The 20,901-nt window shown below is 30.5% G+C and carries 15 protein-coding genes; 4 read left to right on the forward strand and 11 right to left on the reverse strand.

From position 1 onward, the window contains the following. Nucleotides 1–110, reverse strand: a 110-nt coding sequence (locus B5E92_RS15975; protein WP_343215442.1) for a Rid family hydrolase, incomplete at its 3' end; no start/stop codon positions are given. 125 nt (nt 111–235) lie between these two features. Between B5E92_RS15975 and B5E92_RS05655 the strand changes: the two genes are divergently transcribed. Further along, nucleotides 236–1,519, forward strand: coding sequence for a patatin-like phospholipase family protein (locus B5E92_RS05655; protein ID WP_087300059.1), 1,284 nt, complete (start codon nt 236–238; stop codon nt 1,517–1,519). A gap of 20 nt (nt 1,520–1,539) precedes the next feature. On the opposite strand, the gene B5E92_RS05660 is transcribed toward B5E92_RS05655, so the two are convergent. The 4 genes from B5E92_RS05660 to B5E92_RS05675 all read right to left on the reverse strand — a co-directional run bounded on the left by B5E92_RS05660 (nt 1,540) and on the right by B5E92_RS05675 (nt 4,875). Beyond that, nucleotides 1,540–2,574 (reverse strand): Gfo/Idh/MocA family oxidoreductase, encoded by a 1,035-nt coding sequence (locus B5E92_RS05660; RefSeq protein WP_087300133.1) that lies wholly within the window; start codon nt 2,572–2,574, stop codon nt 1,540–1,542. Further along, complete coding sequence (locus B5E92_RS05665; RefSeq protein ID WP_087300061.1) at nt 2,564–3,544, reverse strand: Gfo/Idh/MocA family protein; 981 nt, start codon at nt 3,542–3,544, stop codon at nt 2,564–2,566. Before B5E92_RS05665 ends, B5E92_RS05660 begins: the two co-directional genes overlap by 11 nt. A 10-nt stretch (nt 3,545–3,554) precedes the next feature. Beyond that, nucleotides 3,555–3,965, reverse strand: a complete 411-nt coding sequence (locus B5E92_RS05670; RefSeq protein ID WP_158095194.1) for a heme-binding protein — start codon at nt 3,963–3,965, stop codon at nt 3,555–3,557. Nucleotides 3,966–4,077: 112 nt separating this feature from the next. Continuing rightward, the gene (locus B5E92_RS05675) at nt 4,078–4,875 is read right to left on the reverse strand and encodes a MurR/RpiR family transcriptional regulator (protein ID WP_158095195.1); all 798 of its coding nucleotides are present in this window, start codon (nt 4,873–4,875) and stop codon (nt 4,078–4,080) included. A gap of 103 nt (nt 4,876–4,978) precedes the next feature. On the opposite strand from B5E92_RS05675, the gene B5E92_RS05680 reads away from it, so the two are divergent. Continuing rightward, the gene (locus B5E92_RS05680; protein WP_087300067.1) at nt 4,979–5,503 is read left to right on the forward strand and encodes a biotin transporter BioY; all 525 of its coding nucleotides are present in this window, start codon (nt 4,979–4,981) and stop codon (nt 5,501–5,503) included. Between the two features lie 9 nt (nt 5,504–5,512). Here the strand turns inward: B5E92_RS05680 and B5E92_RS05685 are convergent, their stop codons facing one another. Next, nucleotides 5,513–5,995 (reverse strand): NUDIX domain-containing protein, encoded by a 483-nt coding sequence (locus B5E92_RS05685; protein ID WP_239406409.1) that lies wholly within the window; start codon nt 5,993–5,995, stop codon nt 5,513–5,515. Nucleotides 5,996–6,138: 143 nt separating this feature from the next. On the opposite strand from B5E92_RS05685, the gene B5E92_RS05690 reads away from it, so the two are divergent. Further along, nucleotides 6,139–6,441 carry a hypothetical protein gene (locus B5E92_RS05690; protein WP_204215261.1) on the forward strand — a complete coding sequence of 101 codons (303 nt, stop codon included), beginning with the start codon at nt 6,139–6,141 and terminating at the stop codon, nt 6,439–6,441. 111 nt (nt 6,442–6,552) lie between these two features. After that, a complete protein-coding gene (locus B5E92_RS05695) occupies nt 6,553–7,332 on the forward strand; it encodes a polysaccharide deacetylase family protein (protein ID WP_087300069.1) in 780 nt (259 codons plus the stop codon). 71 nt (nt 7,333–7,403) lie between these two features. Here B5E92_RS05695 and B5E92_RS05700 read toward each other — a convergent pair whose 3' ends face one another. The 5 genes from B5E92_RS05700 to B5E92_RS05720 all read right to left on the reverse strand — a co-directional run bounded on the left by B5E92_RS05700 (nt 7,404) and on the right by B5E92_RS05720 (nt 20,783). After that, the gene (locus B5E92_RS05700; protein WP_239406410.1) at nt 7,404–8,819 is read right to left on the reverse strand and encodes a polysaccharide deacetylase; all 1,416 of its coding nucleotides are present in this window, start codon (nt 8,817–8,819) and stop codon (nt 7,404–7,406) included. Between the two features lie 203 nt (nt 8,820–9,022). Further along, entirely contained in the window at nt 9,023–12,925 is a 3,903-nt protein-coding gene (locus tag B5E92_RS15800) for a prolyl oligopeptidase family serine peptidase (RefSeq protein WP_087300071.1), read from the reverse strand. A 94-nt stretch (nt 12,926–13,019) separates the two neighbouring features. Next, nucleotides 13,020–13,862, reverse strand: coding sequence for an AraC family transcriptional regulator (locus B5E92_RS05710; protein WP_204245242.1), 843 nt, complete (start codon nt 13,860–13,862; stop codon nt 13,020–13,022). A gap of 267 nt (nt 13,863–14,129) precedes the next feature. After that, the gene (locus tag B5E92_RS05715; protein ID WP_087300073.1) at nt 14,130–18,788 is read right to left on the reverse strand and encodes an alpha-L-fucosidase; all 4,659 of its coding nucleotides are present in this window, start codon (nt 18,786–18,788) and stop codon (nt 14,130–14,132) included. Between the two features lie 27 nt (nt 18,789–18,815). Continuing rightward, nucleotides 18,816–20,783 (reverse strand): family 16 glycosylhydrolase, encoded by a 1,968-nt coding sequence (locus B5E92_RS05720; RefSeq protein ID WP_087300139.1) that lies wholly within the window; start codon nt 20,781–20,783, stop codon nt 18,816–18,818. Nucleotides 20,784–20,901: the final 118 nt, after the last annotated feature.

Here is a 20,901-nt window from a genome sequence, read left to right on the forward strand (position 1 = left end):
GGATTTAATGGGATTTGTCCTGAAAAGAAATATAAATCACCAACATTAATTCCTTGACTATATGGTCCAATTGCTCCTGGAGCTTTATTTGTTTTTACTACATTTTTCATTTTCTATTCCTCCTTGTTTTTCATTATATCAAATTCTTGTTAGTTTTAAAATTAATTGTCTCATTTAATAAAGAAGATGGATTTTTTAAATGAGTCTTCGTATAATTATTAAGAGGTGGTATCCAATGAAAAAGGCATTAGTTTTAGCTGGTGGGGGCGCTAAAGGGGCCTATCAGGCTGGTTGTATTAAAGCTTTACAAGAATTAGAATATGATTTTGATATTGTAACTGGAACATCAATCGGGGCTTTAAATGGTTTACTTGTTGTTCAAAAAGACTACCAGGCACTTTATCAATTATGGGATCAAATGAAGATCAGTGATATCTTTACAAATCCGGTAAATTTTGATTTTTCAATTGAATCAATGCTTTCACAAAGCAACTTAATCAAACCTTTTTTTAAATCATTTATTAATGAAAAAGGTGCTGATATTACACCACTAAAAAATCTAGTTTATAATTTGTACAATGAACCTAAAGCTTTTTCAAGTAATATTGATTATGGTATTGTTACTGTTAAATATCCTAAACTTACACCATTAGAAATTACTAAAAAACAAATGCAGCCAACACCACTAGTTGATTACGCTTTAGCTTCAGCTGCTTGTTTTCCCGCTTTTCCTATTTATTATATTGATAATCAGGGCTATCTTGATGGTGGATATTATGATAATTTACCGATATCTTTAGCTTTAAAAATGGGTGCTGAAAAAATAATTGCTATTGAATTAAAACGTGAGCCAACACATTTACATTTTACAAATCGACCTAATATTACGTTTATTCGACCAAGTTATGATTTAGGAGGATTTTTAGATTTTAATCGTAACATTCTAGATTGGCGAATTAAACTTGGTTATTATGATACTTTAAAAACATTTAAAAAAATTGATGGCTATTTATATAATTTTAAAAAGTCATATCCTAATAAAAATATTATCAAAAAATTATATCAATTAATTCTTAATTACGAAGATTCAATCAATAAAAGTATTGTAACTAAAACAATTAATAGCTCTTCGACACCATTAACCGATTTATTAAAAAAAGACATCTATTTAAATCAATTAACTATTAAAGATTATTTCATTCGATCATTAGAATTAGCAATGACGGAATATAATTATCAAAATGATCTTTTATACGATTTAGATCAAGTATGTAAAGAAATAAATGATGTTTTTAAAAAAGAATACCAACAACGTTATAAACTATTAAAAAATCGTTTTAAAGATATTACTATTAAAGAATTATTGGCAACTATTAAAACATTAAGCAGTAAAGATGCTATTTGTGCTTTTTATCATGCACTAAAAATCAATGAACCAATTGAACCTGGTTTAATTAGCAATATATTTTTAAAGGAATATTTAATTGCTCTATTTCTTTTTACTATTGAAACAAAATAAAATGTCGCTAGTGCGACATTTTATTTTAGACCTTTAATTCCATCTTCTAATATTTTAATTTGTAATAATGTTTGTTCTGGTTTTACAAGTACTTCCTGATTATTTTTCAATGTATCATATAAAGCATCATAATAATAACCATAATCACCTTTTACTGATGGAACCTTTTCTTCATGATAATTCCCTTGATCATCATAGTAAATTAATGTTCCATATTCACTTGGTAAATCAACACCAAAATCTTCATGACCAGGACCTGGTAAATAGAATAATTTCAAATGTTCTTCCTGTTTATCTTTCTTTTCTTTAATAAACATTCCTTTTTTACCATAAACTACAAAACTTGGTCGTTCTTTAACACGGAAATAACTTGATTTTACTGATACCTTCAATGTTCCATAATATAAATCCAAATCAAAGTAATCATTCATTCTGCCAGAACCTAATAACTGACGAACATCGTAATGAACATGATCAGGTTTTCCAAAATAACTAATTACCTGGTCAAGAGTATGGCAACCATGACCATACAAATATGAATTAATGCTGCTAAATTCATGAACACTTTCTGGTATATAAGGACGATAATAATCAAAATGCATTTCTAACTCTAACAAATCCCCTAATTTACCAGATTCAATTACTTTTTGAACAGTTAAAAAATCACTGTCAAAGCGACGGTTTTGATAACATTGTACCATTAACCCTTTTTCCTTAGCTAAATCAAAAATTTCTTTAGCTTCTTCATAAGTATTAGCAAATGGCTTTTCAACAATACAGTTCTTTCCAGCATTTAAAACAATCTTAGCATATTCATAATGAACATTAGATGGTGTACTAATTACAATGACATCAATATCTTGATCATTTAATAAATCATCTAAATCCTCAGTATAAATTACTCCTGGAATTTTAGCCCAGCTATCTTTCTTTTGGTCTATTGTATAAATTTTTTTAATTTCAATTTTATCTTTTCTTGTTAAAATGAATGGAATATGATAACGATTAGCACTTTTACCATTTCCAATAAATCCCACTACTAACTTATCTGTCATTATCAAACACGATCCCTTCTTGATTTCTTGCTTCATTCATTATTTTACTTACAGTTAAGCTTACTTCCATCATTTTTGCTGCTTTAGTAACATCATTCTGTTCAATCATACGAATAAACTCTTTAAATTCATAATACAAACGATGTTTACCTTCATTTAAATCTACAGTTTCTACTTCATTATTATTATTTATATACTCAAATTTAGTTAATTGGTTGATTGGGGTATCAATTTTAATCACACCACCATCACCTTGGAAAGTTAACATCACTGGTGCTTTACAATCTTTAGCACCAATACTTACAGCTTTAAAATTGTCATAATCAAGCGTTAAAATTCCACTAGTATCAATATTATTTTCAATATTGGCAAGATAATTAACCCGCTTAGGCTCACCAAACAAACCAGTCAAACCATGAATATTATAAACATTTAAATCCATTAAAGCTCCTCCAGCTTTATGAAAGTCAAATGCTGGTAAAATATTACCTGCTTTAAAAGCATTATAGCGTGATGAATACTGACTATAATTTAAACTAACAATTTTAGGCTGTCCAATTTTTGTTAAACATTGTTTTAAAGCCTGATATGCTGGTAAATAATGGATATTCATCGCTTCAAAAATAAATAATTGCTTTTCTTTAGCAATTTCTATTAATTCCTTTAATTCTTGAACATTAGCAGTAATTGGTTTTTCAACAATTACATGTTTACCATGTTCCAAAGCCTTTTTAGCGAAGCTATAATGAAGATGATTTGGAAGCGCTACATAAACTGTATCAATATCATCTTTTAAAAGCTCATCAAAGTCAAGAAAATATTTATCTAAATGATATTTATCAACTAAAGCACTTGCTTCATCTTCAGTAGCTTTAGTCGCTAGAACTGCTGTATATTCAATTCCCAATAAATCATATGTTGTTAAAAGATCTTTAACGATCATTCCTGTACCTAATATTCCTAGCTTCATAATTAATCTCCTATTTATTTTTCATTTCTTTTAAAACACGAACAATTAATGCATGATCTTCGTAGTGCTCTAATCCTGATATACAAAATACCCCTTTAAATTCATTAGCTACAATCAAAGGATAACCACCACCACAAATAGCATAATTTTCATCATCAACTATATTTTTATAAAAATCTTGATTATTAAAAACATTCATTGATGATTGTTTAGTTTTTAATACAGTATTTTCCTTACGATTTAACCATAAATCACTTGTTTTTCCATCCATTAAATATTGAAAAACAATATCTCCGTCAATTGATACGCGAATACGCAATGGCTTTAATTTTTCTTTTTTAGCTATTTCAATTACTCGTAAGCCAAAATCTAAAGCATCGCTATGATTAAAAGTTGAAAATGTAATTAATTCTTCATTCATTTTATCACCTGCCATAACCATTGTTGCATAGTAATTTTTATTTGCAAAGTAAACGACTTACTTTAGGAAATAAAATCCGTTTTTTATCATTACTCTGTTTAAAAAATTGTACTTAAAGTTCAACTTTTTTATGAAGCAAAGCATAAATAACCGTTAAAATATAGTTAAAAGCAAGCTGAGAATAGAAAGTTGCAATTCGATCATCATGCTCTTTATTTGGTAAAATAATTTGATTATTGGACAATCTTGTTAAAACACTATCTCTATTTGCAGTAATGAGAATAATTTTAGCGCCTGATTTTTTTACTTCCTGCATACATTTTAAAAACAAATCTTTCTGTCCTCGATATGTAACAAAAATAGCACAATCATCACTTGTTACATTTTTACTAGTAAATAACTCTTCATGATATTCAGTAGCTAAAATTGCATAGATATTTATTTTTATTAACTTATTCATAAAATTTTTAACTGTTAAACTAGTATCACCTACTGAGTAAATAAAAACTCTTTTAGCCTGATAAATAACTCGAACAATTGTCTCTAATTGTTTTAAATCTAAATTAGCATTAATAATATCAATTGTTTCTTTATATAATGATGATAAATTATTAATGATTTCAAAATCCGATTCTGATAAATAAAAAGGTTTCGTAAAATCTACTGACTGTTTAACAAACTTATTTGATTCCAATTCTTTTAATAACTGATATTTAAATTCTCGAAACCCAGGATAACCCAGTTTTTGACAAATTCTAATAATTGTAGCATTTGAAGAATAGGTCTTTTTGGCCAATTGTCCAATTGTAATTTTAGAAATTTCTTCACTATGTTCATTTATATATGTTACTACGGGTAATTGGGCTTTAGTAAACAATTGATTATCTTTTAATTTTTCTAATAAACTCATCATATTACCTGCTATATACCATTATAAAACAATTTTTTTAATAGATAAATAATTCTTGTTTAGAATAAAAATGTTTGCTAAAATCGTCCAGGAGGATTAAATTTTGAATACAAAAGTTAAAAATATGTTATATTGTGCCTTGTTTGCTTGTTTAATTGCTATCCTGGCACAAATTCAAATTGCCTTACCTACTTTAGTACCAATTACTTTACAGACTTTAGGGGTATATTTAGTTAGCTTATTATTAAAACCAAAATTAGCTTTTATCAGTACACTGGTTTATGTTTTTATGGGTGCTATTGGCTTACCAGTTTTTGGTGGTTTTAGCGGGGGATTAGCTAGCTTACTAGGGCCTAGTGGTGGTTATATTTTCAGTTTTCCAATCATGGCTTTAGTTATTGCTTTAATTGTAAAAAGAAATGAAAAACTATCTTTTAAAATAATAGCATTAATTATCGGAACTGCTGTTTGTTATTTGATTGGTACGTTATGGTTTATTTATGTAACTAATACCTCTTTAATTCCAGCTTTAACAATGTGTGTAATTCCATTTTTACCAGGAGACACTTTAAAAATTATAATTTCCATTATTTTAGCAAATCGATTGAACAGCAAAATAGCGAACTAGTACAGTTCGCTATTTTAAATTAAATTTATTAATCGCTTCTAATAAAAATGATTTAGCTAACGATTCTGGCTTAATTGCCATAACGGCTTCATTAATTAAAAACCACTTAGCCTGGTCAACTTCATTAGTTAATTGATAATTTTCACTATCAACAACAGCAACATAATTATGAATCAATGTTTCTGATGGTTTAAAATATGAATTATCATTATACAGATATTCTTTGACATTTAATCCAGTTTCTTCTTTTATTTCTCGAATTAATGTTTCTTTAGCATTTTCACCTTTATTGATATATCCAGCAATTAAAATATTATCAGTTCGTCCGTATTGTTGAATCAACAAGATCTTATCTTTACTAGGATTTAAAACAATTGCAGAAATCGCACTATTAAAACGTTCAAACCTAAACTCGTTACAATTAGGACAATATGGTACTTCACCATCAATACCACATTTTTTTTTATTAACTGATGACCACAAACTTGACAATACATTTCCCTTTCCTCCTAAATTGTCTCCATTTTAACATAACTAGTTAACTTATAAAATTATAAATACTTTTTTAGTTTTTACCATTTTGCCTTTAGAACTTTAAAAACCTTACATAACCTATAATATAGGAGGTGATAAAAATGGGAATGCCAATCATTGAATGTACACCAGTTGATGAAGGTTGCGCATTAACAGCTATATTGCAATCTATTGCATTACAAGAAGCTGGATTAGCTCATATTTTAAATGCTGAAGGCGAAAAATTACAAAAAGTTGTAAGCTGTGCTAATTCTTCACAAGAATTATTAGAAGTCAATGAAGCTGTTACTAATAGTCTTCAAGCAATTGCAGCCATCGAAGAAACTTTAAAAGATAAAGCTGTTGCTGCTATTGATCAATTAAATGAAATCAGATGCAAAAAAATGAATCATCACTGTCGTTAAAAAAATTAGGTGATTTGATTCGCCTAATTTTTTTGTCTTAATAAACCTTAAATAAACTAAATTAATTTGATAAATAGTAGCATAATTGCTATAATGTCGTCGGTGGGTATAATGAAAACAATAAAAAAAGTTATTTGCTTTTTGCTGTGTGCTTATCTAGCAATTGGATTAATTTGGGCTGCAAAAATTGCAATAATCCATTACTTAAATGTTGATGGTCTACCTGTTTTAGGTTACCACGATATTGTAAGTGATGAAGATAAAGAGAAAAACTATAAACATGATATTTATCATATGAGCATTAGTAAATTTGAAAAACAAATGCAGTATTTATATGAAAATAATTATCATACATTAACTATGCAAGAAATTGAAGCTTATTATAATGGCAGTTATCAATTACCTAAAAAAGCAGTCGCTTTAACTTTTGACGATGGATATAAAAGTTTCAATACTATTGTAAAAAAAGTTTTACAGAAATATAATTTTCAAGCAACCTGTTTTGTTATCGGATATAAAACAACTATTGATAATCCTAAATATTTGAAAAAAGAAGACTTAATCAATGATGAAAATGTTCAATATTATTCGCATTCATACAATTTTCATCATTGTCAAAAAGCGTTAAAAATGATTGAAACATTATCAAAAGAACAAATAAATGATGATTTTAATCAAAATAAAAATATTGTCAGCAGTAAATATTTTGCTTTTCCTTACGGTGTTGCTAGTGAAGAGTCCTTTAGTGTTTTAAAACAACAAAATGTATCGCTAGCTTTTGGTTACAACCAAAACCGTAATATGACAAGAAAAGATAATCAATATTTATTACCACGATATTCAATGTTTGCTAATATGCCATTTATTTACTTTAAATGGATCTGTCAATAATATCTAAAGCTAAGCTTTAGATATTTTTATTTACAAAAAGACTTAACTTGTAAAAGTTAAGCCTTAAAATACTAATTATTTACTTTTTGATGTGGCACAAATGAACTATCATTAATTGCTTCAAAGCGATAACCTCTTGATAAATAATTTTCAATTATCGCTGGTAACGCTTGAACTGTAGTTGACTTAGCTGCTGTATCATGAAATAAAATATTAATGTTATTAGCATTACTATTTGTTGCATTAGCTACGATTTTACTAACTGGTACATTATTACCAGAAGCATCTGTTGAATCTACATTCCAATCATAATACTGATAACCACGAGCAATCAGTTCTTTTGATAAAACACTCATTATTCCTGGACAGTATTTACGTGAAACTGTATTTGAAGCCCCACCAGGAAAACGAACATATTTAGGAACATGTCCAATTAAATCTTTAACCATATTTCCTACTTTTGTTAAGTCATCAAAATAAGCACTAGTTGAAGCATATATTTTAGGATAATCATGACAATATGTATGTAAAGCAATTGTGTGCCCTTTGTCATGGGCCGCTTTAATTAAATGATTATATGCCTGATTATTTCCAGTAACGAAAAATGTTGCTTTGACATTATAACGATCTAAAATCTCTAAGATTTTTTGCGTATTAGCTGATGGACCGTCATCAAATGTTAAATTAACTATTTTTTCACCATTTTGTTCATTGTGTCCAATTGTTGTATTTTCAACTACTTTTATTTTACGCTTTTTTTCTATTTTATTTCCTGAACGGTCACTAACTGTATAAACTGCAATATATGTACCTACTTTATTTATATCGACTTGACTTGAGTCAATATCTAAAACTGGATTAGGATCACGATTATCGCTAATAGTAACGCCCTGATTATAATCAATTGTATTGCCCTTGACAATTGTAATTACTGGTAATTCACTTATTTTAGGTGCCTGGTCATCTTTTACAAGATTAACTTTTCCTTTCTTTTCAGTAATATTCCCACCTTCATCAATTACTTGAACAACTACATCAATAACCCCTTCCTGGCTAAAATCATATTCTTCTTTAAATTTCACCTTAGTTTTAGTTGCATCTTTGATATTTGTTACCATACTGGCTGGATCTATCTTCATCCCTAAATCAAGATCTAAATCAACTATATCAAATTTTGGTTTTGTAGTATCAACAACATTAATAGTAATTGAGTATTCTTCATCATGGTATTGATAAACCAGCTGATACTCCCCTAATTTATCATAGTTAACATTAGAATCATCAACTTTGACATCTTTAATATCACCATCACGAACTTCTTTAATATTTTTTAAAGCATCGAAGTTTTCGTTAATTTCCACTTCCACTTCTTTTTCTTTAAAAACAAGTGGATCTCTTAATAAAAAATAACCAGCTATCACTCCAACAACTATTACTAGTCCAATTGTTAATATTGTAATTTTCCCTCTTAAAGTCATCTTTTTCATCATCATTTTTCCCTTTCAACATCTCCCTTAGTATAAGATAATTTCCCATTTTTGACAATAAAATACCATATAATTTTAAAATCTATTGTCTTTTTATATTATAAAACAAAAACAGAAGTGTCAGCTAAATAATAGCTACACTCCTGTCCTTTACATGATATGGTAAATAACTTACTTCAAGTTATTATAGAGTTGCTCATTTATTAATGATATCTTTTTCTAGCGACTGTGTAAGTTGTTGCAGACAATGCCATTAAGACACCTAAACCTAATAATGATAAATCATCACCAGTTTTAACTGCTGTAGATGTAGTTGTAGAACCACTACCAGTTGATGGTTTAGTTACCTCAGTTGGAGTATCTACACTACTTGCACTCTTAACTTGTTGTCCTAACCAATGCCATGCAGTTAATTCTCCATCGATACATTCATTATTATCAAAGTAAATCCATGACCAGTGCCCATTATATTGATATGGTGTACCATCAGCATTAACAAATCTTCCAGTAGTATCATGTACATCATCAAATGCTGATACATGAATATTTTGAGCTCCGGCAGCTAATAAGCGTTCGATTGTTGGTTCAGCACATAATGTTGGATTTACTGTTGTATCGTTTTTAGCATATGTAAACCAGATTGGCATATCTTTGATTGCTTCAATTTGAGCATCTGTAATATATTGATCTTGGAATGCTTCACAAATTGGGAATGCAGCTGCGAAATAATCTGGATATGTTAAAATCATTTCCATAGTCATGTATCCACCATTTGAACATCCACCAATGATAATTCTATTTGGATCAACATCAGGATTATTAGCTACATAGTCTTTTATAAATTCCATTAAACTTTCAGTATAAATAGAACCTAAATCACCATTTTGGTAAACTCCGTTACCTCCATCCATCCACATAGTTGCAGCTTGAGGTACTAATACATATGCTCCATCAAATTCACTTTGGAATTCTTCACTTGCAAATGCTGTAACTTCGTTTCCAAGTAAATCGATATAAGAATCATTTTTTCCATTATTTGTACCTTCACCAGCACCATGTAACCAGATAACTAAAGCATTTTGTTTATCATCTTTTTCAGGTGTATAAGTTGCATAGTTATATAATGTTCCATCACTAGCTGTATATTTTTGATCAAGATCAAAGATTCCATCTACCTGAGGAACAATCTTTTCATCACCAGCAACATCGATATCAGCTTTGACATCAACTGAAGTTAAAGCTTCACCGCCACTTGTAACTACTTCACCAGGATTTAATCTAATCAACAAACGATAAGTTTCACACCAGCTATTAAATCCACTATTTACATTATATATAAATGGTGAACCTGTATTTGGATCAACATACATTTCAATTGTTACATATTTAGAATCACCATCAACAGCATTACCATTAGCATCAGAAGGATAGACTTTAGTTACTTGACGTTGAGCACTTGCAATACCAACTTCACCAGTTCCCCAGTCAACAGTAGCTTGTTTTTCTTCTGTTACTAAGAAATCACTAGCATTCAATGAAGCAGAATCAATAACTTTATCAAATTCTACGATTGTTTTACTTACAGCTGGTCCCCAATCATCACCAATAATATAAGCAGTTTGACTACCACTTGCTACATTATTGTCAAGTTTAGTTTGTTGAGAGATCCATTGCCAGCAATTCAAATTATTTTCGTCTACACATTCATTGTTGTCAAAGTATACCCATGACCAATGACCAGAATATTGATGAGGATTACCATCTTCATCATCAAATCTACCACTAGTATCATGTACATCGGCAAAATATGAAGTATGAACTTCAGCACCAACTGCTTCTAATCTACTTTCAAATGTTTTACTATAGTCTACAGAGACAGTATCATCATTTTCAGCATGGATAAACCAAATTGGCACATCTTTAATTGATTCAATCATTTCGTCAGTTGCATCTTCTGGATTATATGCAGCACAAATTGGAAATGCCCCGGCATATAAATCTGGATGAGCAAATAACATTGTCATTGTCATCAAACCACCAGCAGAACATCCACCAACGATCACCTTATTAGGATCGATATCAGGATTTTCTCTTAATAATTTTAAAACTAATTGATAAATAGTTTCAGCATTTTTATCATTATCAGTTCCAGGCTGTCTTTGTGGAGCTAAAATATAAGCATTATTCATAGTATCCTGGAATTCATCATCCGCTAAAGCCGTAACTTTATTAGCTAATAATGGAATTTCTACATCATATCCAAATTCTCCACCACCATGGTTCCAAATAACTAAAGCATTGCTATGATCATCAGCTTCTGGTGAATATAATGCATATTGAACAGTTGCATTGTCATATGCAAATTCACCTTGTTCAAAGTCTTCAATTTGTGGACAAATCTTGCCATCACCAGCAACGTCGATTGTTGGTTCAACATAGATTGTACTAATTGTAACATCACCACTAGCTATAGTAGCACCAGCAATTAAATTAACATCTAATTTATAAGGATTAGCCCAACTATTGCTGAAACTTGGTTGATCCCAGACAATAGGACTACCTTCATTAGGTGAAATATACATTTCAACTGTTACATAATTAGAATCAGTTGTCACTTTATCACCATTTTCGTTAGATACATAAGCATCTAAAACAGTACGATCACTGACAGTAGTATTGCATGTTTGAACAACTTCAAAATCATCTTTGTCTACTGAATCAGCATCAATAGTTTTATTGAAAGAAATAATTGTCTTTGAAACACCAGCACCCCAGTCATCACCGACTACATAGGCTTTTTGAGTTCCAACAACACCATTTGAATTATCTTGAACTGCCATCCAGTTCCATAAATTTGTACCATTTACATCTTGGCATAAATTATTATAGAAATATGTCCATGACCAGTGACCATCATATTGATAAGGTTTACCAGTATCAACTAATGATAACTCTCCATTTTCATCATCAAAGAATCGACCTGTAGTATCATGTACATCATCAAAGTATGTTTCATGAACTTCTGCTCCCGCTTTTTTCAAACGATCCGCAAGTGGAATACTATTAGCTTGTGGATCACATGTTGTATCATTTAAAGCATGGATAAACCAAATTGGTACATCTTTAATTGATTCAATCATTTCATCACTAACACTCGCACTTGAAGTTGCAGGACAGATTGGATAAGCTGCAGCATAAAACTCTGGATGGGCAAATAATAATTGCATTGTAGTCGCTCCACCTGCTGAACATCCTCCAACAATTACTTTATCAGGATCAATATCACTATTTTCAGCTAACACTTTATTAGCTAATTGATAAATTGCTTCATTAACATCACTACCACCACTTCTTTGAGGTACTAAAATATAAGCACCGTCCATAGCAGTTTGGAATTCATCATCTGCTAACGCAGTAACTTTGTTACCTAATAAGTCAATTTTAACATCTGTTCCAGTTTCTCCAATACCATGATTCCAGATAATTAGAGCATTGCTATGATCATCTGCTTCTGGTGTATACAATGCATATGATAATGTTGCATCACCATAAGTATATACATCAATATCAAAACCATCTAATTGAGGACAAATCATGTCATCTCCAGCAACATCAATAACTGGTTCAACATTTAATGAAGTGATTACTTCATCACCGGCAGTTAATGTTGCTCCATCAACTAAACTTACGTTTAGTTCATAAGGCTCAGCCCAATTGTTACGCCAAGTATTACCATTCCAAACAAGTGGATTACCTTCATTAGGGTTAATAGCCATTTCAATAGTAACAATATTAGAAGCTTCACTTACTTGATTTCCGTTTGCATCAGAAACATAAGCATTTTCAATTGTTCTATCACTATAAGTACCATTTAACCCTTGCGATACACTAAAATCACTTGGCTGTACTGATTCAGGGTCAACTGTTTTGTCAAGAGTAATAATTGTTTTGCTGACACCTGGACCCCAGTCATCGCCAACTACATAAGCCTTTTGGTTTCCAGTCGCTATTATACCATCGGCTGCATATGTAGGAGTGATAGTTAACCCAAAAACCATCATCGCGCTGACTAACAAGCTTAATGTTTTTTTAGCTTTCTTAACCATTTTGTTTTTACCTCCCTTTCTTTTATCCTTGGTTATATAAAAATTATATCTCGTTAAGCGCTTTCAAAATGGTATTTTTATTGACAAAAAAACGTCATTTTCTCATCTTTTTTCGATATTCTTTCGGTGAAATTCCCATTTTTTCCCGAAAACAATTATTAAACGATTTCACATTAGGAAATCCACTCATTATTGCAATATCGATAATGGGATAATCACTATTGATCAAATCATTTTTGGCATGATCTAATCTAACTTGATTAATATAATGCTTTAGCGATATATTAAGATTTTCTTTGAAGATTTTATATAAATACCCTTCAGAAACATCAAACTTTTTACTTATCATTATTGCTGATAAATCCTCAGTATAATTATCTTCAATATATTTTAATATCTCGATTACTCTATTTTTATATTTATTATTCTTTATTTTCAAATTATCATTTTTCTTACATGCCAAATTATCTAACAATAAAAATACTAACATTTCAACAACACTAATTAATCGAACACTATTATATTGATTAGTATCATCATAATATTTAATAATTTCTAAAACTTTATTTAAAATTATTCTGTTATTAATACTATTTGGTTGTTTAAAATAAATATCATCAATTTCTAAATAACATTTCTTGATAAAATCATAATCAATTTGCAAAGCATATCCTTTATAATATCTTTCTTTATTATTAGGAATAATCATGTGAATAACTTGGGAATTGACAATATATAATTGGCCCTCTTTTAATAATATTTCACTTCCATCTACCCATAGATTGAAACTTCCAAATAATGGCACAAGTATCTCAATACTACGATGCCAATGCTTATCAACAAAATCCCCTTGATAATCTTCAAAATAAAAATCTAATAATTTGGTTGGTAAATTATGATCATGTTCTATTTTTTCATATTTAAATATTCCTGTCATTGTTTTATGCTCCTATATCAAATTTGTTAATATAAAATATCTTAAGCAACATATTTCATGGCTAAAATTATAACATATAGTTTACATTTTTATATAAAATTGAGAATAATTTTACATAATATATATAATTCTCCATATCTTATACTAATCATTAAATTTGATAATCATCTGAGCAAAACAAAAACAGAAGTGTTAGCTAAATAATAGCAACACTTCCATCTTCTTTAATCATAGAATCATTTTTTAAGGAATGTCTTATTATAAATCTTAATAATCAATTTCTTTTGTTCTTTTTAAAACTTCCCATGCACCTAAACAACTTAAAGCCATTAAAACCATAAATGGTGCCATATTGATATCATCACCTGTTTTACTTGCATTACCATTTCCAGGATTACTACTATCATTATTTCCGTTAGAAGGATTTTGAGATCCGTTGTTATTATTATCACCAGAATCTCCAGAACCTGGTTTATCTCCTGGTTTGTCAGGTGTTTGACCTGGATCTTCTTCTAAATCAGAAATTTTTGTTAATAAATTAATTGCTTTAGATAAGCGATCATACATTTTATCAACACTATCTTGATTTTCAAAACTTAAATCTGAATCTAATAATGTTTGTGCATCAGATAATACTAATTCAAAGACATCAACACTTGCAGGTGTATATCCTTCTAAATCAATTGCTTTTGCTTGAGCAACTAATTTTTCTAAATCTTCAATAAATGCTTTTTTACGAGCGTTTTCAACACCATATTTTAATGTTCTAACCATAGCTGCTACTTCATTTTCAGTTGCATTTTCATTATTATATACTTCTTTAGCTTTAGCTAAGTTTTCTTCTAATCCATAAACACTATATTTAGAATAATCATCAATATTATCAACAATTTCTTGAACTTTTGCAATATATTGAGCTAATTCAGTTTTATCAACAACTTCTAATAAACCATCAATTGCTGTTTGTAAATCAGCTTTTGCTTGCTCAAGTTGTTCAACTGATGCTTCATCATTTTCATAAACTTCTTCAACTTTTGCTAATACTGTTTTTAAATTTTCAATTGTTGCAGTTTGATAATCAGATGCATTTTCTAAAATAGCTTTTGCATCTTCAATTAAAGCTTTTAAGTCAGCTCTAGCCATAGATTCTTTATCACTGAAATAAACAATATCAAATTTATCTAATTGAGGTGAATTAGTACTTGGTGCAGTAAATACAATTTTACCTTTACCAGCTTCAGTTATTTCAACTAAGAAATCAACAGTTTTAACAACAGAAGCATCACTGTTACCTGCTGCAACTTCACTACTAATTACTTTATCACCAGACCATACTAATTTATTAGTATCAGAACCACTACGATATGTAGCTGTGAATTGATAAATTCCTGCATTAGGAGCATTATAATGGATAACTAATTGATCGCCACTATTTAAGCAATTGACAAATTGACCACCACTAGCCCAAGTGCCAGATTCAATTCCTAATTTCCATTGTTCATTTGCATCACCAGTATTAATTAATTCCGTTTTTTCAGCTTCTAAAGTAACTTTATTTTCAGAACCAATTTTTTCAGGGAATTCAAATGGTGTACTTTCATTGTAGTATTTAAATTTGAATGTTGCTTCAATAGTACTATCTTTTGAAAGTTCAGTAAATGTATAAGAAGTAATAGCTCCTTGAGATTCACCATTTACTTTTACATCTTCAATTTCATAACCATTATCTGGTGTTATTGTATATGTCACATCAGAAAGTTCTGTATAAACGTTATCTCCTGAAGGAGTAATTGTACCACCAGTTCCAGCAGTTGCTTTAATTGTAAATTCTTTCCAATTTAAATCACTTGCTGTAATATCTAATTTATCTAATTGTGGTCCATTTTTAGTACCAGCAGTTAGAACAAGTGTTCCAGCACCAGCTTCAACAACTTCAATTTCAAATTCTTTTGTTTTTGTAACAGTTGCATCATCATTTCCAGCTACAACTGATACGTTTTTAATTTTTCCATCTACTTCACTAACATCAAAACTATTTTCTTCGCTACCACTGCGATATGTTAAAACTACTTTATATTTACCTGCTCTAGAAGCGTTATATGGTACTTCAATTTGATCACCGGCATTGAAGCAGTTAATAATCTTTTTATTACTTGCCCAATCACGTTCTTCAACAGCTAAAACATATTCTTCGTTTTCACCAGTATTTTTTAATGTAGCTAATTCAGCTTCAAGAACTTTTGTTTCATCTTTTTTAACTGGCATAATAAATGGATCTTCTTCACTATAATTATCACGAACTACTAATCCATTAATTGCTACAGTTAAATTACGATAAGCATTACCATATTGAATAATAGTAGCATCACTATCTGCTAATGTTTCTTTAGCTGCTTTGAAAGCATCTTGGAAAGCATCCCATCCAGAAACATATAAGTATTCTTGAGTATTTAATATTTCACCTTGAGCTATTAACTCAGCTAATTGTTCTTTAGTTTTAACATCACGATCTTCAATTGTGATTGTTGCAACTTTATTAAATCCAATGATTACATCATTTGTTGCGTTAACTAAATTCATTGTAAATGATGTATCACCTTGAATACGACTATCATATTTTGTATATAAACTAACTTGTTTTTCATTTTCTCCAGGAGCAAATGTTAAAGTTCCACCACTTAAGTTAGCATCATAGTTACCTTGCATTGCTGTACCTGGATTGTTTTCAACTTGTACAACAGCTTCACCGTTAGTTCCACCAACACGTTTAACTGTTAATTTATGTTCTAAAGTAGCACTTTCATCTTCTGCTTCTAAAACACGATAAGCATTATGTTCAAATTCGAACATACCTTTACCTTGATTATCAATTACTGCTGCCGCTTCAATTCCAATAGCATCACTTACTACTCTTAAAGTTAGTGTATGATCACCATCTTCAAGATCATCTGATGCATAAAGAACATTTCCAACACTACGCTTACTAGCTTTAGTATCGATTTCAACTTCTGGACCATTATCAACACTAATCATTGCTTTACCATGATTTGGATCTAATGTTCCCATCAAGTAAGCTTTTGTACCATGGAAATTTAATGTTAATTCACTACCCTCATTTGCGTACATACTTGTACCATTGATAAAATCTTTACCTTTTTCTTGGACCCAACTATTATTATATGTAAATCCAAATCCATCACTAGTGTCTTTATCAGTATTATCAACTACTGTTAATCCTTCAGGTACAGATGAATTTAATTCTAATCCACCTGTTGCTTTATAAACACCGATTTCACTAATTAATGGTGAAGTATCTTCATTTGTAGATACTGTTACTTTTACATATCTAGCTTTAACTGGTGAAGTTCTGCTTAATCGTTTAGATCCAACAGTAGTTCCTTCATCCATTGTTTCCCAGCTTTGTAAATCATTACTATATTCAACTTTATAATTAGTAATTCTTTGTCCTAATTGAATTGCTTCTTCAATTGAAACAACATCAAAATTAGTTGTTTCTCCTAAATCAATTAAAACACTTCCCATACTATTTCCAGCTTCTGGAGTCCAGTATGTATCTTGATCACCATCTAAAACATTTGAAGCTGAATAAGCTTTAGAATTACCTAATACAGTATCAGCATAAGCAGCTTTATCTTCTGCTTTATTAGTTTTAAAAGTATTTTTTACGGCATTACCAAATTCAACAATTCTTTCTTGAATCGCTTTATCTAATTTTCCTTCGTCATTTGGTGGTACATTTAATAACAATGTTCCATTATGACCAACTGATCTAAAATACATTTCTGAAAGTTCTTCCATTGATTTTGGAGTCTTTTTAGTATTTCCCCAGAACCATCCAGAAGTAATTCTGGCATCACATTCAGGAACTGTCCAAACATCTCCATCAGGATATCCAGCTGCATAACCAGTGCTTTCATCCCAACCAGTATCAATATCAGTTGCTTTTCCATCTTTGTAAATAAGTTTTGCTTGAGCCCAGTTAGTATCTGGAGCAAATCCTAACTCATTTCCAATCCATCTAACTGTTGTTTTAGCACCAGAACCAAACAACAAACAATCAGCTTCTCTACCCGCTTCTTTTCCTTCGTATTTTTGGATAGTTGCAAACCAGTCATCAAAATTATAATTTTGTGTTTTATAACCTGAACCTTTAGCTCCATCCATCCAGATTTCTACGAATTCACCCTTATTACCATATTTATCGTTACCTAATATTTCTTCTAGTTGATTACGATAATATTCATTGTAATCATAAACATCTTTTTCTTCTACTTCTTCCCAGCTCATTCCATTTAATGGCTGTCCATCAGATCCAACTAAAGCATTACCATCTTTATCAAAATAACCATAGCTTTGATCATGAATATCCCATGGTGATAAGTAAAGTCCCATATCCATATCATAATCACTACATGCTTTAGAAATTTCAGCTAAGATGTCACCTTCACCATTTTTATAATTAGTACTAGCAACATCATATTTAGTATATTCACTAGCCCAGATACAGAAACCATCATGATGTTTTGCTGTAACAATTAAGCGTTTAAATCCGGCATTTTTTAATGTTTCCACTAAAGTTTCAGCATCAAAATCATCATTTGGACCTAATGTAAAAATTTCAGCTGGAGGTGTATTTCCATAGTTTTCACCCCATTCAATTTCATTGAATGTATTAGGACCAAAATGACAAAATGCAGCTAGTTCTTGTTTTTGATATTCATATTGCAAAGCATCTGGTGTTGGCCCATATGCTTCAGGAGCAGCAACTTCACTATTATTTAGCTGACTATCATCAACCCAGCCATCTAATGTTTGAGCCTTGCTTGAAGATACTGTTGCTGGAAGAACCAAAGCACCAGCCATTGCTGCAGCTGCGATTTTCCGCATCATTTTTTTATTCTTCATACTCTTTTCCCTTTCTTAATTTTATTTCTACTTTTCTTTTAAACGAGCCATACTATCATCTAATAACGCAATTGCACTATCAATATATTCTTGATTTGCACTAACATCATCATTTATTTCTTTAGCCCAGTTAACACTTTTATTTAAATAATCAAGCGTTTTTTCAGTATAAACATCTGTTTTAAGCAATAATGCTTCTGCTTCAGCTATTTTTTCTTGTAAAATGTTCTTATCACTTTCAACTATTATCAATTTAACCGTTTTACGATTTAAAACGTAAGCTTGTGTTCGGTCTAATTGATTTGGATCTTTTGGATCCGGTTTAGCTGATTTAGGAATTGCCGTAATATGTAAATCATATGTACCAGCTGGTAAGTTTTTTAAGCTTTCTAAATCATCTTTACCTTTACAAACTAAAGAAACTTCAGTTTTTCCACCGTTATTTACAAACATTGGTGCATCATTAATTGAAAAATCTAAATAATGATCAGCATCAGTTGTTACATTTTCTAATAAATTCACTGTTGTTCCTTTTTGCATTGTAATATCACTAGCACCATTTATTTCTGGCACATTTGCATAATAAGCTTCAGCATCTGCTTGTTGTTGTGGGCTTCGAGCATAATAAACATAGTCAATATCATAAGTAGTTCCTGCCAAATCAGTTCCAACTGGACCAGGCCAAGCTCCACCCATAGCTAAATTGAATTGAATGTATTGTGGTTTATCCAAAGCATTTACGGCTGCTTGATCATCACTATAATCAACAGTTCTAACAATTTGATTATCAACATACCATTCAATTTTTCCTTTTGACCAGTTAATTCCAAATACATGGTATTCATCATTAAAGTTTCCAGAATTTAAACTAGCTGCTGTTCCATTTCCAGCATATTTACCACTATCATTATCATCAGTACCATAATGCAATGTCTGATATACTGTACGGTTATTATAGCTGCCATCAACGCTGTCACCAGTTAATTCCATGATATCAACCTCTCCACAGCGTGGCCAGCCATATCCCTGGTCAGCTGCAATATCACCATCTAAAGAAAAATCTGCACCTAATGTCCAAAATGCCGGGAATACACCTTGTCCTTTAGGCAATTTTGCTTTCATTTCAATTCTTCCATATAAAAATTCTTGTTTACCATGAGTACGAACACTTCCAGAATTGTAAATTACTCGTCGACTGTTATCGCGAGGATTATCATATTGATCTTCTTTAGCACGATCAGTAGCTTTTAAAACTAATTTACCATCAGTTGCTGTTTCATCAGTATCAATATAAACATTTTCTTCGCTTTTAACATAGTGTTGTTGTTCAATACCACGAATACATCCTAACTCATAATCCCAATTATCTTCATTTAGTTTACCTTCATTAAAATCATCAGCCCAAATAAAGTCGTATGTTGTATCATCTTCAACACCTTCACCACCGTCAGTTACACTTACATCACTGATCCAAGCTTCACTAGCAACAATATCACTAGCATCGCCCCATTTAACAAATTCGATTCTTAAACTTTCATGGTCACCAGAATTGAATTTAAAAGTATATTCTTTCCATTCGCTTCCAGAAATACCTTGCCAAGTACCATCTAAAATCCCAGCATTAGGAATTCGAATATCACAGTTTACCCCATTACCATTTTCTGATAATTTAGCTTTGTAAGTAACTGTATAATCAGTATCCCTTTTCAACGATAACACCTGACCAAAAGATGCATCATTAACACCAGCTTTTAAATGCCCTGTGTTTTTTCCATCTACAGCTTGAATGTCAGCATTTTTCCATTGCCAGGCACTGCTGCTTGAAAAATCACCACCAGTTACCGCTTCACCACCACTACCTGGACGTTCTAATTTAATCAGGTCGTGTTCATGGGCAACATTATTAGCTTCAACCTTATCAGAATTATTTAATCCTGCAATTAATGGAACTGCCAATAATGAAGCCAATAAAATTTTCAATCCTTTCTTCTTCATTTTTCCAATCCTTTCATTTATTTGCATTCTATTCCCGTAACATAAATATGCACTATCATTATAGCACCTGGTAAAATGCACCACAATATATTTTACTAAATTTTAATATAAAAATTAG

The organism is Erysipelatoclostridium sp. An15 (assembly GCF_002160675.1).
Taxonomy (GTDB): Bacteria; Bacillota_I; Bacilli_A; order Erysipelotrichales; family Coprobacillaceae; genus Thomasclavelia; species Thomasclavelia merdavium.